The following is a 26,532-nucleotide window of genomic DNA, read 5'->3' on the forward strand; positions in this document are numbered from 1 at the left end:
GAGCCGTGGTCACGGCTCCTCCCGGCGGCACCAGGTCTCCCCCGGCGACGTCAGCGCGCGGAGCAGTTCACGAGCGGGGCCAGCACGGGCGCGTCACCGCGCGCCGAGAACCCGTAGGTGATCGTCCCTCCGGCCGGGACGCTCGCGTTCCACGACTCGGCCACGACGGACGCGAGGCCGTCCTCGACCGCGAGCGCGCCGTGCCAGGTCTGGACGAGCTCGCTGCCCGCGGGCACGCGCCAGGACGTCGACCAGCTCGAGACGGGCCCACCGTCGAAGTCCACGCGGACCTGGCCCTGGTAGCCGCCCGGCCAGCGGTACTGGATCTCGAGCTCGGCGGTGCAGCCGTCGGCCCGGTCGGCGAACACCGCGGCCTCGTGCGAGGTCTCACGGATCCCGTCCGGGCCGTCGAACAGGCGCGTGCCCCACGACGACGGCTGCGCGGGATCGAAGTCGTGGACGAGGTCCAGGTCTTCCACGCCGCCGCTGTTGCCGCTCCAGGACCAGCCGAACCAGCCCAGGCCGAGGCGTCGCGTCTCCGCGAGGATCGTGTCCTCGTCGACGTCGTTGCCGTGGTGTGCTGGTCCGAACTCGCCGACCACCAGGGGCAGGCCTGCGTCGACGAAGTGCTCGAGGTAGTCGGTGACGGTCGCTCCGTCGCCGTAGACCTCATACATGTGGACCGAGAACACCACGTTCGCCTCGGGGTCGGCGTCGAAGACCTCCTGCGCCTCGGCGTACATCGTCCGCGTCCAGTCCTGACCCCAGTTGGGCGCATCGACGACGATCGTGTGCTCGTAGCCGATCTCGCGCAGCCGCTGCACGGCGTCCGACGTCCGCGAGGCCCACTCCTCGGAGATCGACCCGTTGCCGATCGGCTCGTTGCCGATGTTGACGAGGACCCTGTCCTCCGTCCCGGCGAGCACCGGGTAGAGGTCCTCCCAGTAGTCGACCGCACGGTCGAGCGACACCGCGGCCGGGGCGTACTCGTCGCCGTAGCCGGTTGTGTCGTGGACTTCGAGGGCGCACACCAGGCGGTTCGCGTCGCACTCGCGGACGACGCGCCCGACGTCGTCGGGGTCGTTGCGGGTCCACTGGTCCCCGCTGGACAGCACGACGCGCACGGCGTTGGCCCCCGTGGCCTTGATGTCCGCGAACGACTGGAGCTCGTGCGGGTACCAGGTGTGCGCGTGGTTGACGCCGCGCAGCACCAGGTCGGAACCGTCGGCCTCGACGAGCCGGCCGTCCTGCACGTGCAGGCCGTCGGGCGCCGGACTCGCCGTCGCTGCCGGGGCGAGCGCCAGAGCGCCCGCACCGATCGCTGCGAGCGTTGCCGCAGAGGCGGTGAGCGCGTGCACCCACCGTGCGGTGTTCGTGGTCATGAAACTCCTTCGTTCCGTGCCCGAGAGCGCGTCGCACCCTCGGACTGCCATCACAGGAAATGCTTTCAGGAAATGCATTCTGGAGCGTGCGGGATGAACCGCTTCATACCGCCATTCGTCCTGGCGCGGCGCGGAGGAGCCGTGCGAGGCGTCACGTCTCGGCCGCCGCGCGTCAGCGGTCGGCGGCAGAACCGCGCACCACGCAGGACGCGCTGTTCTCCCAGCCCCACCCGTCACCGTCGGGGTCGGACGACGCGCTCACGCAGTACGGATACCCGTTCGGCGCCGTGCCGGCCTCGCCCCCGACCCCCGTGTCCGCCGCCGAACCCCGCACCACGCAGGACGCGCTGTTCTCCCAGCCCCACCCGTCACCGTCGGGGTCGGACGACGCGCCCACGCAGTACGGATACCCGTTCGGCGCCGTGCCGGCCTCCTCACCGCCACCGTCGCCACCGTCGCCACCGTCGCCACCGTCGCCACCGTCGCCACCGTCGCCGTACACCGTGGCGACGGGCGCGTTGCGCGCCCGCAGGCCGTCGGCCCCGTTGACGAAGCGCTGGCCCCAGGCGGTGAGGGACCCGGCCGAGAAGCCGTTCACCATGTCGAGGTACTCGACGCCGCCGCTGTTACCGGACCAGGACCAGCCCAGCATCCCGACGCCCTGCGAGCGTGTGTAGCTCATGATCGTCGCCTCGTCGGGGTTGCCGTCCGAGTGGTCGTGGCCGAACTCGCCCACCATGAGCGGCAGCCCGCGGCTCCTGAAGGAGTCGATGTACGCGCGGACCTCGGCACCGGTGTCGAAAACCCCGTACATGTGCACGCTGAACACGACGTTGTCGTCCGCCGCGGCGACCGCCGGAGCGTTGTCCCGCATCGTGAAGGACCAGTCCTGGCCCCAGTTCGGGGCGTCCACGACGAGCGTGTGCTCGAGGCCGGCGGCACGCAGGGTCCGGATCGCCGCGATCGTGTCGCCCGCCCAGGCCTGGTACCCGCTGTTGCCGAACGGCTCGTTGCCGAGGTTGATCATCACGTAGCGCTCCTGGCCGCGCAGGGCCGAGGCGACGCTCGTCCAGTACTGGGCCGCTGCGGCGAGGGACCGGGCGCTGCCGTCCTCGCCGTACCCCGTGGTGTCGTGGTTCTCGAGGAGGCACACGAGCCGGTGCTGCTTGCAGCGCTCGACGACGGCGCTCACCTCGGCCGCGGACGTCGTCCCGTAGCGTCCGCCGGAGAGCACGACGCGCACCGTGTTGGCGCCCGCGGCGCGGATGTCCGCGAAGGACTGCGTCTGCGTCGGGTACCACGCGTGCGCGTGGTTCACGCCGACGGGCACGAAGGGGTTGCCGTTCGCGTCGTAGATGGTCGTGCCGCTGACGGAGAACCCGTCGTCGGCGGCACCCTGTGCGGGCACCGGTACCGCGACCAGGGCCAGCACCGCCCCCAGGGCGGCGGCGAACAGTCGTCTCATCAGAATCCTCCCGTCGGGCCTCGTCGCCCGATCCGTCGGCGGACGTCGTCGTCGGGCCGTCGGAAACCAACCCCCCGCCGGGGCCTTGCGCCCGGCAGCCGCCTGAAGTGCGCTTAAGCGCTTCATCACTACGCTAGTGCACCGCCGCGCAGAATTCCAGGGCCACTTTCCCGCCACCGCACCGGCCGCGGGCACCGGCTCGGACCCGGGGACGCACGGCGGCCCCGGGAGCGATCCGTCCTCCGGACCGCTCCCGGGCCGTGCGCGCGGGCACCGGACCGGCTCAGCCCGCCGTACGGCGGGGTCGGTCCCGCGGCCTCGCGCGCAGCTCCTCGTAGGACGCCCGCACGACGTCCGCACCCGGCTTGCCGTACATGCAGTAGTCGTCGTCGGTCGGGGCGTCGGACTCGGCGTACAGCGGCGACGGCCAGTCCCAGAGGAAGAAGCCCGACACCCAGGGGCGCCGCGCGCAGGCCTCGAACATCTCGGCGAGCCACTGCGCCTGCGCCTCCCCCGACGGTGCTCCGACGAGGGACCAGTCGTTCGGCCGCGCCGGTGACCCGACGCGGCTCGGGCACCCGGCCTCGAGGAAGACGAACGGCTTGTCCTCGCGCTCCACCACGGCTTCGATGCGGTCCAGGTGCTGCTGCCACGTGCCCGCGGGGTAGTAGCCGGAGCTGCCGATGACGTCGACCGCGTCCCACCAGGTGACGCGGTCCTCCTGGTACTTGTCGCAGTTGTACGTCACGAGCCCGTCGTAGACCTCCCGCACCGCGGCGACGAGCGCACGCCACTGCGCGTCGCGCCCGTCCGCGCGGACCATCTCGCACCCCACGCAGAACATCTCGACGCCCTCCTCGGCCGCGATGCGGGCGTGGTGCACCACGAACGCGGTGTACGACGCGAACCACTCGTCCCACGTCGGCTCGCCCGGCACGTCGGCGTCGAAGAACCCGATGAACGCGCGCCACGTGCCGTCCGCCGAGTCGACGACGGGCTTGAGGCACACGTTCCAGCCCCGGGACCTCGCCGCCCGGATCGCCGCGCGCACCTCGTCGTCCGTCACGGTGGGCGCGTCCGCGAACCGCACGGTCGTCGACTGCGGCGTGTCCTGCTTCGCGGAGAAGGTCACCGCGACCCAGTCGACACCGAGGCCGCTCAGCTCGTCCATCGAACGCTCGGCGGCGGGCCCTGTCCACGTGCCGCGCACACCGGTCCACCCCCACGTCATACCGGTGACCGGAGACCCGGGGAACGGCTCGGGACGTACCGGTCCCAGCGCCTCGCGGAGCTCTGCACGTGTCGGGGGGTTCGCCCCGGCACGGGTCACCGTCACCGACGCGGCGACCGACGCGGCGCGGGCCGCGGTGCGTACCGCGGCGTCGGACAGGGCGCGCAGCGCGCGAGCACCACCGGCCCCGTGGACGCCACGTGTCGCGAGCGCGTCGAGCAGTGCGCCCATGAACGTGTCCCCGGCGCCGACGGTGTCCACGACCTCCACGCGACGCCCCGGGGCCTCCAGGGTGACCCCGTCGTGGCGGAGGAGCGTCGCTCCGTCCGCCCCGCGGGTGACGACGACGAGCCCGGCACCCCACGAGGACCAGGTCCGGGCGGTCTCCAAAGGGTCCACCCCCGGCGCGTACCACGCGAGGTCCTCGTCGCTCACCTTCACGACGTCGGCGAGGGCTACGAGCTCCGCGATGCGCGTCCGTGCCGCCGCCGGGTCGTCCACGAGCGAGGGGCGCACGTTCGGGTCGAGCGAGACGAGCGCACGTCCGCGAGCGCGCCGCACCGCGTCGAGCACGCGGTCCGCACCGGGCGGCAGGACCGTCGCGACGGACCCGACGTGCACGACCTCCGCACCCCCGACGTCGACCACGCCGGGGTCCCAGGACACGTCGAACGCGTATGTCGCACCGCCCTGCGCGTCGAGGGTCACGTGCGCGCTGGAGGTGCGTCCGCCCGGTGGCGCGACGGCACGGACCTCCACGCCGCTCTCGGCCAGCCACGAGCGCACCGCGCGCCCCCGCGCGTCGGCGCCGAGCGTCGTCGCGAGGACCGCGTCGCGACCCAGACGGCCCAGGGTGAGCGCGACGTTCGCCGGGCTCCCGCCCGGCAGGTCACGGGTCGTCCCGTCCGAGGCAGGGACGACGTCGACGAGGGCCTCCCCGATCACGAGGAACTGCGTCACGAGGTCACCATCCCGTCCCGCACGGCACGTGCGATCGTCGGTGCGAGCGGCACGCGGGGCAGGAGCGCTGCCTGGACCGCGTGGTAGAGGTCGGGCTTGCCGGGCCACACGCCGTCGGTGAGTGCGTTGGCGGGGTCGAGCTGGTGGTGCCACGACCCGTGCACCGGGTCGTGCACGTGCGCGGCGGCGTAGTCCCACCACTGTGCGTAGCGCTCGGCGTAGCCGGCGTCACCGGTCCGGCGGTGCAGGGCGTCCGCCGCGGCGATCGCCTCGGCCACGACCCAGTGCATGCGGTCGCGCACCACCGGGTTCCCGGACCAGTCGGTCGTGTACACGAAGCCGTCCGCCCCGTCGACCGCCCACCCGTCCGCGACGGCCCGGTCGAACAGCACGACCGCCGTCGGGCGCAGGTCCGCTGGTGCCACGGTCCCGAGCGCGGCCTCGGTCGCGAGCAGGAGCCGCGACCACTCGAGACCGTGCCCCACGGTGGCGCCGTACGGCTTGAACCGGTCGTCCGGACGGTCGCGGTTGAGGTCGGGCACCGCCGCCCAGGAGGCGTCGAAGTGCTCAGGCAGGCGACCGTCGTGCTCCGCGGCGAGGCGCACGACGAGGCGCGTGACACGCTCCGCCCGGTCGCGCCACGCGGGGTCTCCGGTGGCGTCGGCGACGGCGAGCATCGCCTCGACCGCGTGCATGTTGGCGTTGAGGCCGCGGTACGGGTCCAGCGTCGTGAACGCCGCGTCCCACGTGTCGACGGCGAGACCGGCGGAGTCGTCCCAGAAGCGGTCCAGGAACACACGGCACGCCTCGTCGAGCAGGTCCCGCGCGCCCGGCAGGCCCGCGAGGCTCGCGCTCGACGCGGCGAGCAGGACGAACGCGTGGTCGTAGCACGACTTGCCCACGGTGACCTCGGGCCGTCCGGCGGCGTCGAGGCCGTGGAACCACCCACCGTGCTCGCGGTCCAGCAACGGGCCCTGCAGACCGCGCAGCGCACCCTCGGCGATCCGGCGGCACCCGGGCACGCCGAGCATCGTCCCGAGCGCGTACACGTGGACGGTACGGCTCGTGATCCACGTGCGGACGCCGGACCGCGGGTCCGGCCGTCCCGTGGTGTCGAGGTACGCGGCCCCGCCCCCGGGGGCGACGACCGCCCGACCGAAGTCGAGCAGCGAGCGCAGGTGCGCGTCGAGCCAGGCGACGTGGGTGTCGCGGTCGGTCCATTCCAGGGCGCGGGCACGCCCGACGTGGCGCGTCGACGCCGTCACCTCGTCCCCCGTCCCCGCGACACGATCTGGTTCACGCACCGCAGCACGCGCGGGCTCGCGAGCGCGCTCCGGTCGAGCGGCACCGGCGCGGTGACGTGGAACGTGGCGCTCTCGCCCGCGAGGAGGTCCACGAGCATCTCGTCGACCTCCGCGTCGGGGTGCACCTTGTCGACGAGGAGGCTCAGCCCACGCACGAGGGTGTCGGTCGTGACGCGCACACGCGCCCCGTCGGGCGTCGACGACACCTCGACGTGCAGGGCGGGGGCCCGCAGCGCGCTGTCGCGCGGCTCCGCGTAGAACCACGTCGCGCTCTCGTGCCCCAGGGACGCGACGAGGAGCTCGGACGTGGCGTCCCCTGGGGCCGCCACCTCGGGCGGCACCGGGACGGTGGTCGTCGTGCGGGCCGGGACGTCGACGGCGATCGTGGTCACCTCGCGCTCGACGCCGTCGTACCGGGCGCGGCGGACCACGAGATCCCCGTGCCACCGCTCGGCGGTGTCGTTGACGACGGCCACGACCAGCTCACCGTGCTCGCCGCGGGGCTGCACCGTGAGGAGCCGGTCGGCGTAGGCGTGCCGCAGCGCGTGCAGGAGCGGCTTGGCGTGACCGTCGCCGTCGACCGCGGCCCACGACGTCACGGGCCAGCAGTCGTTGAGCTGCCACACGACGGCGCCCATGCACCGAGGACCCCACGAGCGGTAGTGCTCGATCGCCGTGCTCACCGCGGTCGCCTGGTTCCAGGACATCGCCCAGTGCCAGTCCTCCATCCCGTCCGGCAGAGGCACGTGCGCGACGAGCCCGTCGGTGAGCTTGTCGTTGCCCTGCATCGCCTTCTGGTGCACGAGCATCCCGGGCGACTCGGGCGTGAGCGGGTCGTCGCTGACCGCCCGGGTGAGCGTCGACCACGTGGGCGGCCCCTGCCAGCCGAACTCGGCCATGAACCGGGGCACCGTGTCGCGATAGTGCGGCCAGTCCTGCCGGTTCCACAGCTCCCACTCGTGCATCGAGCCGTGGCGAGGGGCGTTCGGGTGCACGTCGAGGCTGCCCGACCACGGGCTCGAGGGCGTGTAGGAGCAGTCGGGGTCGAGCTCCGCGACGACCTGCGGGAACAGCTCCGTGTAGTACCCGAGCCCCCACGTGCGACCGTCGAGACGCTTCTGCCAGCTCCAGTCGTGGAAGCCCCAGATGTTCTCGTTGCTCCCGTTCCACAGCACGAGCGACGCGTGATGGCCCAGGCGGGAGACGTTCTCGCGCACCTCCGCCTCCACCTCCGAGCGCAGCGGCTCCTCCTCGGCGTACGCCGCGCACGCGAAGAGGAAGTCCTGCCACGTGAGGACTCCGCGCTCGTCGCACAGGTCGTAGAAGTCGTCCGACTCGTAGATGCCGCCGCCCCACACGCGGAGCAGGTTCAGGTTCGCGGCGACCGCCTGGTCGATCCGGGCGGCATACCGCTCGCGCGTCACACGGTGCGGGAACGCGTCGTCGGGGATCCAGTTCGCTCCCTTGACCCACACGGGGACCCCGTTGACGACGAAGCGGAACGACGTGCCGTCGTCGTCCGGCTCCAGCTCGAGCGCGGCGGTGCGGAAGCCGACGCGCGAGGCCCGGCTACCGAGCTCGCCGTCGCCCGAGCGGAGGGTCACGTCGACGTCGTAGAGCGGCTGGTCGCCGTAGCCTCGCGGCCACCACAGGTCGACGTGCGGCACCTCGACGACGACGTCCGCCGTCGCGGAACTCGCCGGCACCTCGACCTCGACGCGCGACCCCGCGACGGCCGCCGTGACGACGAGGCCGTCGTCGTGGACCGCGCGATCGAGCTCGACGTGGACGGCCACCCGCCCCGCGGGGGAGCCACCCTGCCTGTCGTCCTGCCCGTCCTCGCCGAGCGTGGTGAGAGGGGTGACGCTCGCGTGCACGCGCGCCTGCGCGATACGAGCGACTGACCACGACTCGAGACGCACGGGGCGCCAGATGCCCGAGGTCGCGGTGTCCGGCCCCCAGTCCCACCCGAAGCTGCACGCCATCTTGCGCATCGCGTTGAACGGGTGGTGGTTGACCTGAGGCCGGTAGCCGAGCAGCAGGCTCTGCCGGTCCGCGTACGGCACCGGCGCGGCGAAGCGCACGACGAGCTCGTTGTCGCCGTCGACGAGCAGCTCACGGACGTCGAACCGGTACGAGCGGTGCATGTTCGCCGTCGAGCCCACGGTCGTGCCGTTGAGCGTGACGTCCGCGACCGTGTCGAGACCGTCGAAGACGAGGTCGTGACGGTCGTGGCCGTCAGGGCTCCACCCGAACGTCGTCGCGTACTCCCAGTCGCTCCGGCCGATCCAGCCCAGGAGCGCCTCGTGGTCGTCGAGGTACGGGTCGACGATCAGCCCGGCGGCGAGCAGGTCGGTGTGCACGCTGCCCGGCACGGTCGCGGGCACGGGGCCTGCGGCGGCGACCTCGGCCGGGACCGGACCCGCGACGGAGCGCACCGCCCATCCGTCGTGCAGCTCGCGGTGGGTCGTCGCGAGGGTACGGGACGCGGTGATGGTCACTTGGTGGCTCCTGCGGTCAGACCGTTGTAGATGTGTCGTTGGAGAAGGAGGAAGGCGACGAGCGTCGGGACGATCACGAGGATCGTGCCGGCCGCGATGACCTCCCACTGCGAGCCGAAGGGGCTCTTGAACCGGAACAGCGAGGTCGAGATCACGCCGAGCTTGCTCGACGGCATGTAGAGGAACGGGATGTAGAACTCGTTGTAGACGGCGATCCCCTTGATGATCACCACCGTCGCGATGGCTGGGCGCAGCAACGGGAAGATGATCCGCGCGTAGATGGTCAGGCGGTTCGCGCCGTCGAGCATCGCGGCCTCGTCGAGCGAGCGCGGGATCGATCGCATGAACTGCAGGAAGATGTAGATCGCGATGATGTCGGTGCCCATGAACAGCACGATCGCGGCCCAGCGCGTGTTGAACAGGCCGAGCCCGTTGACGATCTGGAAGGTCGCGACCTGCGTGGTGACGGCGGGGACCAGCGTGGCGAGGAGGAAGAGCAGCATCACGAGCCGCTTGCCGCGGAAGTCGAAGCGGTCGACCGCGTAAGCGGTCATCGTGCCGATGAGGATCGTCCCGACGAGCGCGACGACGAGGATGACCGTCGTGTTGACGAAGCCCTCGATCATCTTGCCCTGCGTGAACGCGACGCCGAAGTTCTCGAGGTTGAACCAGTTCCGCGGCGGGTCGAGCGGCCCGGTCGACGCGTACTCCTCACGCGACTTGAACGCCGCCATGAAGATGGTCACGATCGGGATGATCGCGCAGGCGGAGGCGACGACGAGGCTCACGTACTTCAGGGTCTTCGCCAACGGTCCGAGGAGCGGGCTCACGGACCGTGACCACCGGACGGTGGCCCGGCGCGCACGCTCCACCGCGGTGGCCTCGCGATCGGCGGTCGGGGTGGTCGAGGTGGTCATGCGAGGTCTCCCTTGCCCTCGGGGAACATGCGGCGCTGCGCCCAGCTGATGACGAGGACGACGAGCAGCAGGACCACCGCCATCGCCGAGGCGAGCCCGACCTTCGAGAAGCGGAACGCGGTGTCGACCGTCTGGATGACGAACGTCTCCGACCCGTTGGCGCCGCCGGTCATGATGAACGGGATCTCGAAGACCGACAGCGCGCCGGAGACGGCGAGGATGAGCGAGAGCCCGACGATGTTGCGGATCCCGGGAAGGATGATGTAGCGGAACTTCTGCCACGAGCTCGCGCCGTCGAGGTCGGCGGCCTCGTAGAGCTCTCCCGGGATCGACTGGATCGCGCCGAGGAAGAGGACGAAGTTAAGGCCCATGTAGCGCCACACCGACGTCGCCGCGAGCGAGTAGTTGACGAGGGACGGGTCGCCGAGCCACAGCGGGGGCTCAGCGACACCGACGAGCGAGAGCAGCGCGTCCAGCGTGCCGCCCGGCCGGAAGAAGAAGAGGAACACGAGGCCGATCGCGACGCCGTTGAGCAGGTACGGGAAGAACAGGATCCCCTTGAACCAGTTCCGGAACCGCGTGCTGAAGCTCAGCACCGTCGCGAAGTACAGCGCGAGCGCGAGCTGGAGGAACGCCCCGACGAGGTAGTACAGGCTGACGAGGAACACCCGGAAGATCTCCGGGTCCGTGAAGATCTTCACGTAGTTGTCGAGACCGACGGGTTCCTTCACGACGTCCAGACCGTCCCAGGAGGTGAAGCTGTACCACACCATGTTGGCGACGGGGACGTAGGTGAAGAGGACGAGGAAGCCGAGGGGTACGACGAGGAACAGCCACGGGGTGATCCCCCACCCCCGACGGGTGCCGCCGGCGCGGGTTCTCCCCGTCCGGCCCTCCCCGGTGAGGTGCGTGGTCGGCGGACTCATGACGGTCATGACGTGCTCATTTCTGCGTGGCGGGGTGCGGGGCGCCCGACGTCGCCGCGTCGCGCGCCCCGCACCGGCTGGACGAGGGCCGGTCAGCCCACGACGGAGGCCCGGGCCTCCGCCCAGCGGGAGTTGAGGTCGGCGAAGAACGACGCCTTGTCGCCGTCCGCCGCACCGCGTGCGACGTCGACCATCGAACGGCGGTACTTGTCGCCCCAGAGGTCGATCTCCGACTCGCTCGAGATGTCGTTGTCCCACGACTCCTCGCCGGCGGGGGACGGGTCGAGCTCGACCTGCTGGACGCCCAGCTCTGCGAACGTCGCGAGCGTCTCGGGGTTCTCCGCCCCGACGAGGGGCGAGAGCCCGCCCTGCTCGGCGGCGAACAGGGACTCGTCGAGGAACCAGTCGACCCACGCGCGGGCCGCGGCCTTGTTCTCCGAGTGCTTCGAGATCCCGATCTTGTAGTCCCCCGAGACGGTGGTCGAGTACTTCCCCTCACGCTGGAAGGGCAGCGGCCAGAAGTCGATGTCGTCCGCCGAGCCGCCGGCGTCCGTCGCGGCCGCCTGCATCTGCGGGACGGACCAGGAGCCGAGAGCCATCGAGGCGATCTTCCCGGTGCCGAGGAGGACCTTGGACTCCTCCCAGTTCGTGGTCGTCGGGTCGGCCTCCGAGTACCCGGCGGCCACGATCTCGTAGAGCAGGGAGTCGATCGCGTACTGCTCCTCCCCCTCGGTCCACGGGGCGTCGGAGGCGACGCGCTCCTGGACCGCGCCGGGCCCGGCGATGCTGCCCTGGCTGTTCTGCCACTGCGAGAGAGGCCAGCCGTCCGCGTAGTTCGTGTAGTACGGCGTCGCCTCGGTCTTCTCGGAGATCGCGGCGAGCGCGTCGAGGAACTCCGCCTCGCTCGTCGGCGGCTCCGTGATGCCCGCCTCGGCCCACACCGCGGTGTTGACCGCGAGGCCCATGGCGGTGCCGAAGGTGGCAATGCCGTAGACGTCGCCGTCGTAGGCCTTCTCGTTGACGAAGCGGTACTTCTGCCCCAGCTCGTCGACCGTGCCGAGCGGCTCGAAGAACTGCGGGAGCTGGTCCGTGTTCACGCTGTTCGGGACGAGCAGCACGTCACCGTAGTCCTGCGTGTTGAGGCGGATCGAGACGTCGCCCTCGTAGTCGGTGATCGCCTCGAACTCGACGGTGACGTCGGGGTAGGTCTCCTGGAACTGCTCGGCGTAGTCCGCGAGCGTCGTGTCGACGATGTCCGTGCGGTTGGTCAGCACCGTGATGGTGCCCGAGACCTCGCCGTCGTCCGCACCCTCGCCGCCGTCGGAGTCGCTCGAGCACGCGGCCAGCGACACTGTCAGCGCTGTCACCGCGACAGCGGCGACGATCTTCTTCCTTGCCATGGTTGTCCACTCCTCTGTCGTCATTGACGTCGCACGGGCGGGCGCCCGGCCCTCTTCCCGGGTGCGACATGACTAGTGAAGCGCTTAAGTTTTCGTAAGTCCAGAAGGGAAGATCACGATCAGATCACACCCAGAGCGTGCTCCCGGCGAGGGCGGCCCCCGGACCGGTCCGGCTCAGGCGCCGCGGCGCGCCGTCGTCCCGCGCGTTCGCAGGACGGGGACCGAGTCGAGGAAGCTGCCCCCGAGCTCCCCGTCCATGCGGTCGAAGAGCCGTCGCGCGACGTGCGCGCCGTACCGCGTGACGTCGTGGCTCAGCGCGGACAGGCGGGGGAAGGTGGCCTCGCACAACGGAGAGTCGTCCCACGCGATGATCGAGACGTCCTCGGGCACCCGGACGCCGACCTCGCTCGCCACGCCCAGCCCCGCGACCGCCATGACGTCGTTGTCGTAGATGATCGCGCTCGGCCGCTCGGCCTGCGTGAGGAGTGCACGCGTCGCACCCGCACCCTGCACCGCCGTGTAGTCCGTGCGCGAGATCGTCCCCTCGATCCCCAGATCCTCGACCTCGGCGCGGAACGCCGTGTCACGGATCATCGTGTGCCCGAAGCCGCTCACTCCCGCCACCCGCGCGATCCGGCGGTGCCCGACCGCCGCGAGGTACCGCACCGACTCGCGCATCGCCGCCGCGTCGTCCGTCCAGACCGACGGCAACCCCCCGGCGAGCGACGGGTCGCCCACCACCACGGCGGGCAGCGCGTCGGGTGCCGAGAGGAGCTCGATACGGGGGTCGTGCTCCTTGGGGTCGACCACGACGACCCCGTCGACCCGGCGCGCGGCCCGCCAGGAGCGGTACGTCCGCATCTCCGACTCGGTGTCCGGGACGACCTGGAGCAGCAGCCCGTAGGACCGCTTCGTCAGTTCGGACTCGATGCCGGCAAGGAACTGCATGTAGAACGACTCGACGCCCAGCGTGTCCGCCTCACGGGCCAGGACGAGGCCGACCGTCTCCGTCCTCGCCCCGGACAACGAGCGCGCCGCCGAGCTCGGTGCCCACCCCAGCTCCGCCGCGATCGCGAGGACGCGCGCACGCGTCTCGTCCGAGACCCCCGGCCGATTGTTCAGCGCGTACGACACCGCACCCGTCGACACCCCCGCCTGCTTCGCGATGTCGGCGATCGTGATCCTCGCCACGAGACTCCCTCCCACTCGACCGCGAGCCTACTGGGCCCGCCCGGCGAGCCCGTCATGTGGGGGAAACGGGGACGTGGAAAGGTTGGGCCATGACCGGGCCTGCCGCTTCCCCCACCCCGCCTCCCGTCGTCGCACCGTCGGAGGCGCTCGCCGCGACCGCGTCCGGACGGACGTTCGACCCGCACGCGGTGCTCGGCCCCCACCTCGCGCCCGACCTCGACGACGCGCGCGCGGTCGTGCGCGTGCTGCGCCCCCTCGCGGACGAGGTCGTCGTCGTCACGCTCGACGGCGAGCACGCGGCCGTGCACGAGCAGGACGGGGTGTGGGCCGCCGTCGTGCCGGTACCCGTGGACGACGACGGCGCACGCCACGCGCCGGACTACCGGGTCCGCGCCCGGTACGGCGACCAGACGACGACCGGGGACGACCCGTACCGCTTCCTGCCGACCGTCGGCGAGGTGGACCAGCACCTGATCCGCGAGGGCCGTCACGAGCAGCTGTGGACGGCGCTCGGCGCGAACGTGCGGTCGTTCCCCAGCGTCCTCGGCGCCACGACCGGCACCGCGTTCGCCGTGTGGGCGCCGAACGCGCGCGCGGTGCGCGTGATCGGCGACTTCAACGGCTGGGGCGGCACGCACCCCATGCGCTCGCTCGGCTCGACCGGCGTCTGGGAGCTCTTCGTCCCCGGGGTGGGCGGAGGCGCCCGGTACAAGTTCGAGATCCTCGGCCCGGACGGCTCGTGGCGGCAGAAGGCCGACCCCCTCGCGAAGGGCACGGAGGTCCCGCCCGCCACCGCGAGCGTCGTGGTCGAGTCCTCCTTCACGTGGTCCGACGACGCGTGGCTCGCCGACCGGTCGGCGCGCGACCCGCACGCCGGCCCGCTGAGCGTCTACGAGGTCCACCTCGGCTCGTGGCGGCAGGGGCTGTCGTACCGGGACCTCGCGGACCAGCTGACCGGCTACGTCGTCGAGCAGGGCTTCACGCACGTCGAGCTCCTCCCCGTCGCCGAGCACCCGTTCGGCGGATCGTGGGGCTACCAGGTCACCGGCTACTACGCGCCCACGTCCCGCTTCGGTCACCCCGACGACTTCCGGTACCTCGTCGACCGCCTGCACGCCGCAGGCGTCGGCGTGATCGTCGACTGGGTCCCCGCGCACTTCCCGCGCGACGAGTGGGCGCTGGCCCGCTTCGACGGCACGCCGCTGTACGAGCACGCGGACCCCCTGCGCGGCGAGCAGCCCGACTGGGGCACGTACGTGTTCGACTTCGGGCGCAACGAGGTGCGCAACTTCCTCGTCGCGAACGCGACCTACTGGTTCGAGGAGTTCCACGTGGACGCGCTGCGCGTCGACGCCGTCGCCTCGATGCTCTACCTCGACTACTCGCGCGGCCCCGGGCAGTGGCACCCCAACGTGCACGGCGGCCGGGAGAACCTCGAGGCCATCGCGTTCCTCCAGGAGACCAACGCGACCGCGTACCGGCGCACCCCCGGCGTCATGATGATCGCGGAGGAGTCCACGGCGTGGCCGGGCGTCACGCGACCCACGTCCGCGGGCGGCCTCGGCTTCGGGCTCAAGTGGAACATGGGCTGGATGAACGACTCCCTGCGCTACGTCGCCGAGGAGCCCATCAACCGGCGCTACCACCACCACGAGATCACGTTCTCGATGGTCTACGCGTACTCCGAGCAGTTCGTGCTGCCGATCAGCCACGACGAGGTCGTGCACGGCAAGGGCTCCCTCTACGGCAAGATGCCCGGCGACGACTGGCAGAAGAGGGCGGGCGTGCGCGCCTTTCTGGCCTACCAGTGGTCGCACCCCGGCAAGCAGCTGCTCTTCATGGGCAGCGAGATCGGCCAGCACACCGAGTGGAACGAAGGACGCTCGCTCGACTGGGACGGCCTCGCCGCCGACCCCGGCCGGGCCGGGGTCCAGCGCGCCGTGCGCGACCTCAACGCGCTCTACCGGGCGACGCCCGCGCTGTGGGAGCTCGACCACGACCCGTCAGGGTTCGAGTGGCTCGACGCCGACGACGCCGGGCACAACGTGCTCGCGTACGTGCGGCGCGGGCGCGACGGCGGTCAGGTGGCCGTCGTCGTGAACTTCGCCGGGACGCCGCACGAGGGCTACCGGGTCGCGCTGCCCGCCGGAGGTGCGTGGCGCGAGGTGCTCAACACGGACGCCGAGGTGTACGGCGGGTCGGGCGTCGGGAACCTCGGCACGGTGGAGGCGGAGGCCGTGCCGTGGAAGGGCCGTGCGCACTCCGCCCTGCTGCGCGTGCCACCGCTCGGTGCGCTGTACCTCGTGCCAACTGCCTGACGCCGACGACGGTCCGCCGAGATAGAGCCGTGGTCGGCGAGATAGAGCCGTGGTCACTCGGGGTGGTGGGTGGGGTGGGGGCGCCGGGTCTACCATCCGCTGCTCGTTCCTCGCGGCTCCCGCCAGACCCACCACGACCCGGCGCCCCTCCCCACCCACCCGTGTCGCCTCACCTCACGTTCCGGGCCCGGCCACGCCGACCACCCGCATCACGGCACTTGGTGTCGCGGTGTTGTCAGCGTCTGGCGGATCCCTGGGTCCGCCGGGTGCTGACAGGTCGGTGCTGGCACGACGGCGCCCGGTCCACCGGGGTGGGCCGGGCGCCGGGGTCGGGTGTTCGCCGTCGGGCAGCGTCAGTCAGCGAGAGGTTGATCGCGCCAGTCAGTAGAGGCTGATCGCGAGGCGCTGGCGGGCCTTGCCGACGCGGGGGTCCGTGGGGCCGACGACCTCGAAGTAGTCGAGGAGGCGGACACGGATCTTCTCCTTGGCGTCGGCGTCAGCGCCCGGCAGGAGGTCGAGGAGGCGGCCCAGCGCGTCGTCGACCTTCCCGCCGAGGAGGTCGAGGTCGGCGACAGCGAGCTGGGCGTCGACGTCGGTCGGCGCGTCGGCCGCGGCGGCGCGCACGGCGTTCAGGTCGGCATCGCGCGTGCGGCGCAGGAGGTGGACCTGCGCGAGGCCGGCGACGGCGAGCGCGTCCTTCGGGTCCTGCTTGATGGCCTTCTCGTAGGCGGCGACCGCCGTGTCGAGGTCGTCGCGCTCGATCGCGTCGTACGCCTCCTGGTGCAGCGGCGGCAGCTCGGGCTCGGGCTCCGCTGCCGGCTGCGCGGCGTCGTCGTCGGGCGCGCCGTCCGGGGACGGGACACGCCCCGTGACGCCGTTGGCCTCGGCGGCCTGGAGGACCTGGTCCAGCACCTCGCGGATCTGCTCCACGGGCGCGGCGCCCTGGAACAGCGGCAGCGGCTGGCCCTGGAGCACGGCCACGACGGTGGGGACGCCCTGCACCTGGAACGCGGCGGCGACCTGCGGGTAGGCCTGGGCGTCCACGCGCGCGAGCAGGAAGCGGCCCGCGTACTCGTCGGCGAGCGCGCCGAGGTCCGTGCCGATCTGGGCGTTCGCCTGGTCCGTCGGGATCCACAGCAGGACGACGACCGGGTACTGCGTGGAGTCCTGGACGAGCTGCGGGAACGTCTCGTCGGTGACGTCGACGACGTAGCCTCCCGCCGCCGGCGCACCGCCCTCCGTACCGGGCGGAGGGGCCTGCGGGCGGGTGAGCGCGGACAGGTCGACCGCGCCGCGCACGTCGAAGGTGGGCTGGGTGGGTTCGCTCATGGGTGCATCCTACGGAGCGTCAGGCGTTGGCCGCCGACGTCGCGACGTGCTCCGTCCCGAGCACCTGCAGCTGCTCCTCCGAGCCCGCCGGCGGCACGTAGATGGCCACGACGTCGCGGTATCCGACCTTGAGGACGTTGGTCGTCCCGGCCGAGCCGAAGAGCGCCTTCACCGACTCCGTGTCGGGCGGGACCTGCGCCCCTTCCTCGGCCGTCATGGACTCGGCGGACGTCATCGTGCCGACGACGAGCGCGCCGCCGTCCGCGGTCCGCACGGACCGGACGGGCTGGTCGGGGTCCGGCGTGAAGGTCAGGGTGTACTTCCCCGCCGCCGGGGCGAGCGCATCCGTCCAGACCTTGGCCCGCTCTGCGAGCTGCGCGCGGAAGGAGTCGTCGGGGAAGGACGCGGCGAAGCTCGACGACGACCCCACGTTGAGCACGTCGGCGTACTGCGCGACGGCGTCGGTCGGCGTGACGAGCAGCGTGTCGTCGTCGGGCGCGACGGCCTCGCTCCCGATGGTCGGCGCCGCGAAGCTGGGCAGGGTCGTGCTCGGGAAGAGCCGCACCCAGCCCCACAGCTCGTACTGGTCGCGCGCCCCGGCCTGCTCGTAGACGCTGAGGCGCGGCGGCTGGAGGCTCTCCGGCTGCACGCTCACGCCGTACGACGTGCGGGGCCACGTCTGCGTCGTCGGGATGACGACCTGCTGCACGTCGGTCGGGAGCTCCGTGACCAGGTCCGCGTTGCCGCGCGCCTTGGCGACGTTCAGCTGGCTCGTGCGGATGGCGAGGGCCGGTCCGGAGACGCGACCTTCGAGCAGCGCAGGGTCCGTGGCGGCCCCCGCCTCCTCGAGCGCCGTCCCGACGGCGGCGAGGACGTCGTCCTGCTCCGTCTCGTCGAGCACGGGCGGAGGGGTCGCGGGGGTCTCCTCGGGCTGCGGCGTCGGGAGCGGTGCGGCACAGCCCGCGAGCAGGACCATGCCGGCGGCCGCCGCGACCGCCGCGAGGCGGGCGCGGCGGGGGCGGGCAGTGGTGCGGTGCGGCGTCCTCATCGTGTGGCGTCCTTCGTCTCGTCCTCGTCGCGCGTGACCTCGGGGGCCTGCGCACCGGCGGTGAAGCCCCAGGTGCGGCGCCAGGCGTCCGCGCGCGTCACGGCGCTGTCCTGCTCCGTCGGGTGGGCGGCGGCCGGGTCGACCACGGGCTGGGCCGCCGTCTTCGGGCGGCGGTCGCGCGGCACCACGGGGATCTGTCCGGTCAGCCACGCGCGCCGAGGCTTCTGGGCCTTGGCCTGCTGCTCGGCGAGCCGGTCTGCCTCCTCGCGCTCCCGCAGCTCGCGTCGGGTGAGCATCCGGACCTGGGCGGTGTCGGTCGGCGCCTCGCCCGGGGCGTCGTCCGACCCCTGGCCCGACGACGCGGGGGCGGCGGCCGCCCCGGCGACTGGTGTCGCGGCGGTCGCCGACCGGCGGCCGGCGGTCTTGCGCTTCGGACGCATCGCGGCAGCACCGATCCCCAGGCCGAGCAGGATCAGGACGACTCCGCCGATCACGCCGGGCCAGAGGAACGGCGTCTCGACCTCGCGCGGCCAGGAGAGCTCGACCGTCGGCGCGACCGCGCCCTCTCCTACGCCGGCGGCGAGGAGCTGCCAGCGGCCGGGCTGGTCGTCCCAGCGCAGGGTCACCGAACCGGTCCCGGTCGTCTCGGCGACCCACATGTCGGACCCGGCGGGGTCGACGCCGACGACGGGCTCCTCCTCTGCCTCGGCCTCACCCTCCGCCGGCGTCTCGCCCTCGGCGGGCGTCTCACCCTCGGCGGGTGCCTCGGTCTCCGCAGGCGTCTCGGTCTCTGCTTCCTCGCCCTCGGCAGGCTTCTCGGTCGACGTCTCGCCGTCCGCAGGCGCCTCGGCCTCCGGCTCCTCCGGGACGACGGCGCTCGTGGCGAGGCGGTCCCAGTCCGCGAGACCGGTCACGACCCCGTGCGGGTCCTCGCCGACCCAGCCGGTGACGTCCACCTCGCGACCGATCGCCAGGGTCACCTGCTGCTCGTCGGGCACCGTCGCGCGGATCGTCACGCCGTCGTCCACGAGGTCGAGGACGCCGGGCTCGGTGACCAGCACCGTGCCGTCGCCGTCGAACGCCGTGGTCGCGGCGACCGTGTCGCTGTCTCGCCAGACCGTGGCGGACGCGACGCCGAGACCCACCGCGACGAGCCCTCCCACGATCAGGACGGCGGCGATGATTCGTTGCAGCACCGAGTGTTCCCTTCGTCGACCGACGTTCCAGGATAGGTGCGAACGCCGTCGAGGATCGACCTGCGCGTGCGGGCTGTGGATCTCTCACCAACCGTTCACGACACGGTCGCGAGCCCGTCCCACGTTGTCACGACGGCGTGGTCGTGCCATTCCACGTGAGCCATTCCGGGTATTCAGGACACGGTCCGGCCCGTATCCTGGACGGACCACGTGGGGCCGCGGCGCGACCGCCGCCCGCCGACCAGCGCTGGAGAGCACCTCGCCCAGCGGTGGAGTCCACGACGAACCACACCGGAGGTCATCGACGTGTCCGACGAGCGCACGCTCTTCCCCATCACCATGCGCGGCTACGACCGTGTCCAGGTCGAGGCCCAGCTCGCGAGGCTGGAGAAGGCGCTCGAGGAGACGCGCTCGCGGCTCGAGGCGTCCGACGGCCGGATCATGCAGCTGACGACCGAGCTCGGGGACGCGCAGCGCCAGCTGCGGGAGGCGGACCGGCCGTCGTACGCGGGCCTCGGCTCCCGGATCGAGCAGCTCATGCGCTCCGCGGAGGAGCAGTCGGCGGACATCCTCTCCCAGGCGAACGCCCAGGCCGCCGACATCATGGCGCGCGCCAAGCTGTCCGCGGGCCAGGTGCGCTCGCGCGCGGAGAACGAGGTCGCCGAGCTGCTCAACAGCGCGCGTCTCGAGGCGGAGGAGATCCGCGCCACGAGCGCGTCGGAGGTCGAGAGCACGCTCGTGGGGGCGCAGCGGCGCGCCGAGGAGCTCGTCGGCTCCGCGGAGCGCGAGGCCGCGCGGATCCAGAGCGCGATCGCCACGGAGGAGAGCGAGCGGCGTGCGTCGCTCGAGCGCGAGCTGGGCACGCTGCGCGCGTCCGTCGAGCGCGAGACCACGGAGCTGCGCGTCGGCACGGAGCGCGAGGCCGCGGAGCTGCGTGCACGGGTCGCCGCCGAGACCGCGGCCCAGCGCGAGGCGGCGGACCGCGAGACGTCCGAGCTGCTGGAGAACGCGCGCCGTGAGGCGCAGCGCCAGGTCGACGAGGCTCAGCGCAAGGCGTCGGAGGCCGCGAACGCCGTGACGTCCGAGATGGAGGAGCTGCGCGACAGGGCCCGGACCGCCCTGGCCGACGCCGAGCTCGAGGTCGTCCGTCGTCGCGAGGAGGCCGAGCAGGAGAACGCAGCGCGTCACCTCACCGCGAAGGCCGAGACCGAGAAGCTCGTCGCGACCGCGGAGGAGCACGCCGCCGAGGCCGAGAAGCGCGTGGCGCTCGCCCTCGAGCAGGCCGAGAAGGTGCGTGCCGAGTCCGACGCGTACGTCAAGGACCTCATGCAGACCGCACGGCGCAACGCGGACCGTGTCGTCGCCGAGGCGCGCGAGTTCGCGGAGCAGACGGTGGGCGACGCGAAGGCGGAGGCCGAGCAGCAGCGCGCCGTCGCGCAGCGTCAGCTCGAGGACCTCACGCGCCAGCACGACTCGATCAACACCTACCTCGACGAGCTCCGCGGCCTGCTGGCCAGCGACGCCGAGGGTGCCTCGAAGCCCGCGTCGCGTCCCGCCGCGGTCCCCGCGGGCACGCCCGCGCAGCAGGCCCGGGCGGCACAGCTCGTCACGGCCGAGGTCCCGGAGGTCGCCGACGAGCCCGTGACTCCCGTCGCCACGGTCGAGGCGCCCCGGCGCGAGACCCCGAAGGGCCCGAAGGCCCCGGTGTCCTCGGACCGCGAGACCGACGCTCCCGCCAAGGCCTGACCGATGGCTGACCCCGCCGCTGCCGACGCCGACGCGTGGCGTCGGCAGCGGACGGAGGCGGCGGAGCACCAGCAGCGTGAGCTGGACCGTCGTCGGGCGCAGGAGTCGGCGGCGGCGCGCGCGCTCCTCGCGGACTTCGTCGAGCGCGCCCGCGAGCGAGGGCTGGAGCCCGAACCGTTGCGCGCGCGGTCGTTCGACGGCCGCGCGACGTACCGCACCCCGGTGCTCGGCTGGTACCTGCGCCGCAACCGGTCGGTGGCCGTCGGGACCGACGGCGAGTTCTACGTGCTCGGCGTCCCGGCCAGCCTGGGTGCGCGACTGCGTGGCGCGACGCTCACCCCGTCGGACCCGCCGCTCGTGCTCGGCAAGGGTGGGCGGGACGGCGAGTCGATCGACCTCGCCGACGCGCTCGCGCTGGTCCTCGACGGGTCCTGACGCCCGGGCCCTCGCCGACCGGTCCGCCGCTCAGGACGCCGCGCGCGCCAGGAGGTCGGCGAGCGCGTCCGCGACCGCGGCAGGGTCCTCGATCGCGCTCATGTGCCCGACACCCTGGACCTGGACGAGCTGGGCGTGCGGTGCCGCCGACGCCATGTGCTCCGCCTCGGCGACCGGAGTCACCTGGTCCTCCTCGCCGACGACGACCGAGACAGGTCCGCTGAACGTCTCCAGCACGTGCGTCCGGTCGGGTCGCGCCGCCATGGCTCGCTGCGACCACGCGACCCCGGTCGGCCGCTGGGACCGGATCCACTCCTCGAGGCGCGAGGTCAGGTGCTTGCGCGCCGCCTTGCTCGTCTCCCCGAGGAGCACCCCGGGCATGCCCAGCACGGCGTCGACGGTCTGCTCGGACGTCACGCGGTCGGCGATGCGCAGCCTGTTCGCCCGCGCCTCGTCGGAGTCGGCGGTGGACTTCGTGTCGACGAGCCCGAGCCCGGCGACGAGGTCCGGGTGGCGCTCGGCGAGCGCGAGGGCGACGTACCCGCCCATGGAGAGCCCGGCGACGACCGCCCGCGAGACGCCCGCCGCGCGCAGGGACTCGGCCGTCGCGTCCGCCGCCGCGTCGATCGACGGCTCCTCGGACCCGAGGGGGCTCTGCCCGAGCCCGGGCAGGTCCACCGCGACGACGGTCGGCTCGCCCGGGATCGCGGCGGCGACGTCGGACCACATGCGGTGGTCGACGGGGAATCCGTGCAGGAGCACGAGCGGCAGGCCGGACCCGTCGCGGAGGGTGAACGTCTCGAGTCGTCCCTGGGGCCGGGTGGTCGTCACGTCGTGCTCCTTCTGTCGTCGGTGCGGCGGCCCGTACCGGTCATGCGGGACCGCCGCTCTCCACGCTGCCACGGACCGCGGCTCCCTGCCGTGGCGGGACGCGAACCGGTCCGCGTCGCCGTCGCACGTGGTCAGTCCGCCGTGCCGTCCGCGCGGTTCGCGTCGTAGCTCGCCTGGTCGGTGCTCTCCGTGTCCTGCTCGGCCGCGCGCGCCGCCTGCGCCGAACCCGACCACGTCGTCGGCAGCGGCAGCGGGTGGCCGGGCAGGACGTGCCGGACGATCTCGTCGAGCACGCGGCGCACCGACGACTCCCCCACCCACAGGTGCTTCGCGTCCTCGACACCGATGACCTCCGCCTGCCGTACACGCGCGAAGCGGCGGCGCGCCTCGTCCGGGCGCAGGTAGTCGTCGAGCTCGGGCACCAGCACGACGAGCGGCTTGCCGAACGCGTCCCAGCGGTCGAGGTCCTCGTCGGTGGCGCGGTGCAGGGGCGGCGAGAGCAGGATCGCGCCCTCGACGGCCGGGTCCGCACCGTGCTTGAGGGCGAGCTCCGTGCCGAACGACCACCCGACGAGCCACGGGTGCGGCAGGTCGTGGAACTCGGCGTACTCGATGGCGGCGGCGACGTCGAAGCGCTCGGACTCGCCGCCGTCGAACGCGCCCTCGCTCGTGCCCCGCGGCGACGACGTGCCGCGCGTGTTGAACCGCAGGACGGCCAGGTCCGCGAGCGCCGGGAGACGCCACGCGGCCTTGCGGTAGACGTGGGAGTCCATGTACCCGCCGTGGGTCGGCAGCGGGTGCAGCGTGAGCAGGGTCGCCGCCGGGTCGCGTTCCTCGGGGAGCGCGAGCTCGCCGACGAGCGTCAGGCCGTCGGCGGTGTGGAGCTCGATGTCCTCGCGCCGCGCGGGCAGCACCGTCAAGGAACGGATGGGGGTGGCTTCGTCGTCCGGGCCGGCGGGCTGGGCGGGGGCGGCGTCAGGTGCGGTGCTCATCGGTTCGAGCCTAGTTGTTCGGCCCGGTGTCTTCGCGGGCGGTAGGGCGTCAGCGGGGACGACGGCGACCGCGCGCCTGCCAGCACGCGGTGTGCCAGTGCCTGCGGTGCTCGAGAGCGGTCTGCGCGCCGAAGAACGAGTCCTCCTGCCACGCGACGACGTGGCCCGTGCCGGGCGGGATCGTCTGGTTGCAGCCCGGGCACAGGTAGGACTTGTCGGCGCCGCGCACCGTGCGGACGGACCACTCGCCGTCGGACCCCGACTCGCGGCGCGCTCCCCCGAGCGCGCGATCCAGGTCGAGCGGGGCGGGCTCGGCGCTCCAGGGGCGCTTGCGGGAGGGTCGGCGGGACGGCACCCCTCCATGATCCCCCGACGGCCGTGTCGACGCCGAACCCGGCTCCCAGCGGGCGTCCAGACCGGACCGCTAGAGTGTCCGGGCCGGTGCTGCACCTGAGGATCGACTACGTCGTCGTGACGTGGCTCGTCCCGTTGTGGCACAGACCCCGACGGCTTGCGTCGTCCCCTCGACCGAAGGACTCCCCCACGTGAAGCACCGCACCCTGCGCGGCGTCGCCGCGCTCACCCTCGGCGCCTCCCTCCTCCTCGCCGGCTGCGGTTCGGGCGACGGCGGGTCGGACGCCGAGACCTCGCCGAGCCCCTCGGCGAGCGACGCGCCCTCCGCCTCCCCGGAGGACCTCGCCGCGCTCGAGGCCGTCACCGTCACGGGTGACCCGGGCGCCGAGCCGACGCTCGAGTTCGAGGCGCCTCTCGAGGTCTCCGCCGCCGTCACGAGCTTGCACGACGAGGGCACGGGCGCGGAGCTCGAGGAGGGTATGCAGGTGACGATGCAGTACGTCGCCTACAACGGGGCGGACGCCGCGCGCGCCGGCTCGACGTGGGAGGACGACGCTCCCCAGTCCTTCACGCTCGGCGACCCGCAGTTCGACCTGCTCACGGAGCCGTTGCTCGGCCAGAAGGTCGGCGCGCGCCTCCTCTTCGCCGGGCCGGACCAGTCGGGCGGCACCGTCGTCAACCTCATCGAGGTCGTCGACGCCAAGAAGATCCCCTCGCGCGCCGAGGGCGAGCCCGTGACGCCCGCCGAGGGCCTGCCCACCGTGACGCTCGACGACACCGGCAAGCCGACGATCGAGGTCCCCGAGGGCTACGAGGCGCCGACCGAGCTCGTCGCGCAGACGCTCATCAAGGGCGACGGCCCGGTCGTGACCGAGGACCAGACGGTCACCGCGCACTACACCGGCATGCTGCTCGACGGCACGGTCTTCGACTCCTCCTGGGACCGCGGCACCCCGACGAGCTTCTCGCTGCAGGGCGTCATCCCCGGCTGGACCCAGGGTCTCGCCGGCCAGACGGTCGGCAGCCAGGTGCTGCTCGTCATCCCGTCCGAGCTCGGCTACGGCGCGCAGGGCAGCGGCGACACCATCCCGCCGGACTCGCCGCTGGTGTTCGTCGTCGACATCCTCGCGGCGGAGTGACGGCCGCACCGCGACCGCCTCTCGCGCACTGACGCACAGGGCCGCCTCCCGTTCGACGGGGGGCGGCCCTCGTCGTGCCGGGCGCCCCGTGCGACGTCGGGCACACCGCGGGTCGCCGTAGGCTCGACGCATGACCGAACCCTCGACGCCCCTCGCATCCGCTGCGCCCGCTGAGCCCGCCGTGCCTGCTGAGCCCGCCGAGTTCTCGGCCCCGCCGGTGGCCGGTGTGCCGCCCGAGCGGGAGGTCCTCACGTGGGAGACGTTCGGCGTGGCCGCCCGCGAGCTCGCGGAGCAGGTCGTGGCGAGCGGCTTCCGGCCGGACGTCGTCGTCGCGGTCGCGCGGGGCGGCCTGCTGCCCGGTGGCGCGGTGGCGTACGCGCTCGGCACGAAGGGCGTGGGCACGCTCAACGTCGAGTTCTACACGGACATCGGCCAGACCCTCGCCGACCCGCGCGTCCTGCCGCCGCTCATGGACACCTCCGACCTTCCCGGAGCCCACGTCCTCGTGGTCGACGACGTCGCCGACTCGGGCCGCACGCTCGCCCTGGTCATGGAGATGCTCTCGCACCACGGCGCGGAGGCCCGGTCCGCGGTGCTCTACACCAAGCCGCGCACGATCATCCAGCCGGACTTCTCGTGGAAGGACACCGACCTCTGGATCACGTTCCCGTGGTCGGCCGACCCGCCCGTCGAGGGCGCGCGGCCGCGTCCCGCGGACTGAGCCCCGCTGGTCCCGGGCCGCAGCAGGTCCGCGACGGACCGGCACGCACGACGACGGCCGCCTCCCCACGCGGGGTGGCGGCCGTCGTCGTGCTGTGTGCGGGACGGGTCAGAAGTCCCAGTCGTCGTCCTCGGTGTTCACGGCCTTGCCGATGACGTACGACGAGCCGGACCCCGAGAAGAAGTCGTGGTTCTCGTCGGCGTTCGGCGACAGGGCCGAGAGGATCGCCGGGTTGACGTCGGTCTCGTCCTTGGGGAACAGCGCCTCGTAGCCGAGGTTCATGAGCGCCTTGTTCGCGTTGTACCGCAGGAACTTCTTGACGTCCTCGGTGAGCCCGACGCCGTCGTACAGGTCCTCCGTGTACTGCACCTCGTTGTCGTAGAGCTCGAAGAGCAGCTCGAACGTGTAGCCCTTGAGCTCCTCGCGCTCGGCCGGCGAGAGCTTCTCCAGGCCCTTCTGGTACTTGTAGCCGATGTAGTACCCGTGCACGGCCTCGTCGCGGATGATGAGGCGGATGAGGTCGGCCGTGTTCGTCAGCTTGGCGCGCGACGACCAGTACATCGGCAGGTAGAAGCCCGAGTAGAAGAGGAACGACTCAAGGAGCGTGCTCGCGACCTTGCGCTTGAGCGGCGAGTCGCCCTTGTAGTACTCCATGACGATCTCAGCCTTGCGCTGCAGGTTCGGGTTCTCCTCCGACCAGCGGAACGCGTCGTCGATCTCGCGCGTCGAGCACAGCGTCGAGAAGATCGACGAGTAGCTCTTGGCGTGCACCGACTCCATGAACGCGATGTTCGTGTACACCGCCTCCTCGTGCGGCGTGATCGCGTCCGGGATGAGCGACACGGCGCCGACGGTTCCCTGGATCGTGTCGAGCAGCGTCAGGCCCGTGAACACGCGCATCGTGAGTTCCTGCTCCTGCGCGGTGAGCGTGTGCCACGACTGGATGTCGTTGGACACCGGCACCTTCTCCGGGAGCCAGAAGTTCCCGACGAGACGGTCCCAGACCTCGAGGTCCTTCTCGTCCTCCAGACGGTTCCAGTTGATCGCGCTCACGCGATCGATGAGCTTGAGCTTCCCGGTGGGCGACATCTGCGTTCTTCTCTCCTGCTGACCCCGGACCGACCGGGACGTTTCGACTGACCGGAC

At 72.4% G+C, this 26,532-nt stretch carries 21 protein-coding genes; 5 read left to right on the plus strand and 16 right to left on the minus strand.

Annotation, left to right across the window (positions count from 1 at the left end):
• Window positions 1-50: 50 nt before the first annotated feature.
• The 9 genes from V5D56_RS17695 to V5D56_RS17735 all read right to left on the minus strand — a co-directional run bounded on the left by V5D56_RS17695 (window position 51) and on the right by V5D56_RS17735 (window position 13,277).
• The gene (locus V5D56_RS17695; RefSeq protein WP_435736584.1) at window positions 51-1,382 is read right to left on the minus strand and encodes a cellulase family glycosylhydrolase; all 1,332 of its coding nucleotides are present in this window, start codon (window positions 1,380-1,382) and stop codon (window positions 51-53) included.
• Window positions 1,383-1,554: 172 nt separating this feature from the next.
• A complete protein-coding gene (locus V5D56_RS17700) occupies window positions 1,555-2,847 on the minus strand; it encodes a cellulase family glycosylhydrolase (protein ID WP_435736585.1) in 1,293 nt (430 codons plus the stop codon).
• Between the two features lie 283 nt (window positions 2,848-3,130).
• On the minus strand, window positions 3,131-5,038 hold the full coding sequence (locus V5D56_RS17705) for a PfkB family carbohydrate kinase (protein ID WP_435736586.1): 1,908 nt from the start codon (window positions 5,036-5,038) through the stop codon (window positions 3,131-3,133).
• Window positions 5,035-6,303, minus strand: a complete 1,269-nt coding sequence (locus V5D56_RS17710; RefSeq protein ID WP_435736587.1) for an AGE family epimerase/isomerase — start codon at window positions 6,301-6,303, stop codon at window positions 5,035-5,037. The genes V5D56_RS17705 and V5D56_RS17710 overlap by 4 nt, the downstream gene beginning before the upstream one ends.
• Entirely contained in the window at window positions 6,300-8,843 is a 2,544-nt protein-coding gene (locus V5D56_RS17715; protein ID WP_435736588.1) for a glycoside hydrolase family 2 protein, read from the minus strand. The genes V5D56_RS17710 and V5D56_RS17715 overlap by 4 nt, the downstream gene beginning before the upstream one ends.
• Complete coding sequence (locus tag V5D56_RS17720; protein ID WP_435736589.1) at window positions 8,840-9,760, minus strand: carbohydrate ABC transporter permease; 921 nt, start codon at window positions 9,758-9,760, stop codon at window positions 8,840-8,842. Before V5D56_RS17720 ends, V5D56_RS17715 begins: the two co-directional genes overlap by 4 nt.
• Entirely contained in the window at window positions 9,757-10,695 is a 939-nt protein-coding gene (locus V5D56_RS17725) for a carbohydrate ABC transporter permease (protein ID WP_435736590.1), read from the minus strand. The genes V5D56_RS17720 and V5D56_RS17725 overlap by 4 nt, the downstream gene beginning before the upstream one ends.
• 83 nt (window positions 10,696-10,778) lie before the next feature.
• On the minus strand, window positions 10,779-12,086 hold the full coding sequence (locus tag V5D56_RS17730) for an extracellular solute-binding protein (protein ID WP_435736591.1): 1,308 nt from the start codon (window positions 12,084-12,086) through the stop codon (window positions 10,779-10,781).
• 174 nt (window positions 12,087-12,260) lie between these two features.
• Window positions 12,261-13,277: a LacI family DNA-binding transcriptional regulator gene (locus V5D56_RS17735; protein ID WP_435736592.1), complete on the minus strand. Its 1,017-nt coding sequence runs from the start codon at window positions 13,275-13,277 to the stop codon at window positions 12,261-12,263.
• A gap of 89 nt (window positions 13,278-13,366) precedes the next feature.
• Between V5D56_RS17735 and glgB the strand changes: the two genes are divergently transcribed.
• Window positions 13,367-15,595: a 1,4-alpha-glucan branching protein GlgB gene (glgB, locus tag V5D56_RS17740; RefSeq protein ID WP_435736593.1), complete on the plus strand. Its 2,229-nt coding sequence runs from the start codon at window positions 13,367-13,369 to the stop codon at window positions 15,593-15,595.
• A 381-nt stretch (window positions 15,596-15,976) separates the two neighbouring features.
• On the opposite strand, the gene V5D56_RS17745 is transcribed toward glgB, so the two are convergent.
• The 3 genes from V5D56_RS17745 to V5D56_RS17755 are packed head-to-tail and all read right to left on the minus strand — an operon-like array spanning window position 15,977 to window position 19,168.
• A complete protein-coding gene (locus V5D56_RS17745) occupies window positions 15,977-16,924 on the minus strand; it encodes a tetratricopeptide repeat protein (protein ID WP_435736594.1) in 948 nt (315 codons plus the stop codon).
• 19 nt (window positions 16,925-16,943) lie between these two features.
• Window positions 16,944-17,972 carry a hypothetical protein gene (locus tag V5D56_RS17750; RefSeq protein WP_435736595.1) on the minus strand — a complete coding sequence of 343 codons (1,029 nt, stop codon included), beginning with the start codon at window positions 17,970-17,972 and terminating at the stop codon, window positions 16,944-16,946.
• The gene (locus V5D56_RS17755) at window positions 17,969-19,168 is read right to left on the minus strand and encodes a hypothetical protein (protein WP_435736596.1); all 1,200 of its coding nucleotides are present in this window, start codon (window positions 19,166-19,168) and stop codon (window positions 17,969-17,971) included. Before V5D56_RS17755 ends, V5D56_RS17750 begins: the two co-directional genes overlap by 4 nt.
• 306 nt (window positions 19,169-19,474) lie before the next feature.
• On the opposite strand from V5D56_RS17755, the gene V5D56_RS17760 reads away from it, so the two are divergent.
• Both V5D56_RS17760 and V5D56_RS17765 read left to right on the plus strand, forming a co-directional pair.
• Complete coding sequence (locus V5D56_RS17760) at window positions 19,475-20,914, plus strand: hypothetical protein (RefSeq protein WP_435736597.1); 1,440 nt, start codon at window positions 19,475-19,477, stop codon at window positions 20,912-20,914.
• Between the two features lie 3 nt (window positions 20,915-20,917).
• The gene (locus tag V5D56_RS17765) at window positions 20,918-21,349 is read left to right on the plus strand and encodes a hypothetical protein (protein WP_435736598.1); all 432 of its coding nucleotides are present in this window, start codon (window positions 20,918-20,920) and stop codon (window positions 21,347-21,349) included.
• A 30-nt stretch (window positions 21,350-21,379) separates the two neighbouring features.
• Here the strand turns inward: V5D56_RS17765 and V5D56_RS17770 are convergent, their stop codons facing one another.
• From V5D56_RS17770 to V5D56_RS17780, 3 genes are all read right to left on the minus strand, one after another.
• A complete protein-coding gene (locus V5D56_RS17770; protein WP_435736599.1) occupies window positions 21,380-22,180 on the minus strand; it encodes an alpha/beta fold hydrolase in 801 nt (266 codons plus the stop codon).
• 131 nt (window positions 22,181-22,311) lie between these two features.
• Entirely contained in the window at window positions 22,312-23,172 is an 861-nt protein-coding gene (locus V5D56_RS17775; protein WP_435736600.1) for an alpha/beta hydrolase, read from the minus strand.
• Between the two features lie 49 nt (window positions 23,173-23,221).
• On the minus strand, window positions 23,222-23,527 hold the full coding sequence (locus tag V5D56_RS17780) for a hypothetical protein (protein ID WP_251150249.1): 306 nt from the start codon (window positions 23,525-23,527) through the stop codon (window positions 23,222-23,224).
• 190 nt (window positions 23,528-23,717) lie between these two features.
• On the opposite strand from V5D56_RS17780, the gene V5D56_RS17785 reads away from it, so the two are divergent.
• Both V5D56_RS17785 and V5D56_RS17790 read left to right on the plus strand, forming a co-directional pair.
• Window positions 23,718-24,665: an FKBP-type peptidyl-prolyl cis-trans isomerase gene (locus V5D56_RS17785; RefSeq protein WP_435736601.1), complete on the plus strand. Its 948-nt coding sequence runs from the start codon at window positions 23,718-23,720 to the stop codon at window positions 24,663-24,665.
• Window positions 24,666-24,795: 130 nt separating this feature from the next.
• The gene (locus V5D56_RS17790; RefSeq protein WP_435736602.1) at window positions 24,796-25,386 is read left to right on the plus strand and encodes a phosphoribosyltransferase; all 591 of its coding nucleotides are present in this window, start codon (window positions 24,796-24,798) and stop codon (window positions 25,384-25,386) included.
• Between the two features lie 108 nt (window positions 25,387-25,494).
• Here V5D56_RS17790 and nrdF read toward each other — a convergent pair whose 3' ends face one another.
• A complete protein-coding gene (nrdF, locus tag V5D56_RS17795; RefSeq protein WP_435736603.1) occupies window positions 25,495-26,475 on the minus strand; it encodes a class 1b ribonucleoside-diphosphate reductase subunit beta in 981 nt (326 codons plus the stop codon).
• Between the last annotated feature and the right edge of the window lie 57 nt (window positions 26,476-26,532).

The organism is Cellulosimicrobium sp. PMB13, from assembly GCF_051294865.1.
In the GTDB taxonomy this organism is placed as follows: Bacteria; Actinomycetota; Actinomycetes; order Actinomycetales; family Cellulomonadaceae; genus Cellulosimicrobium.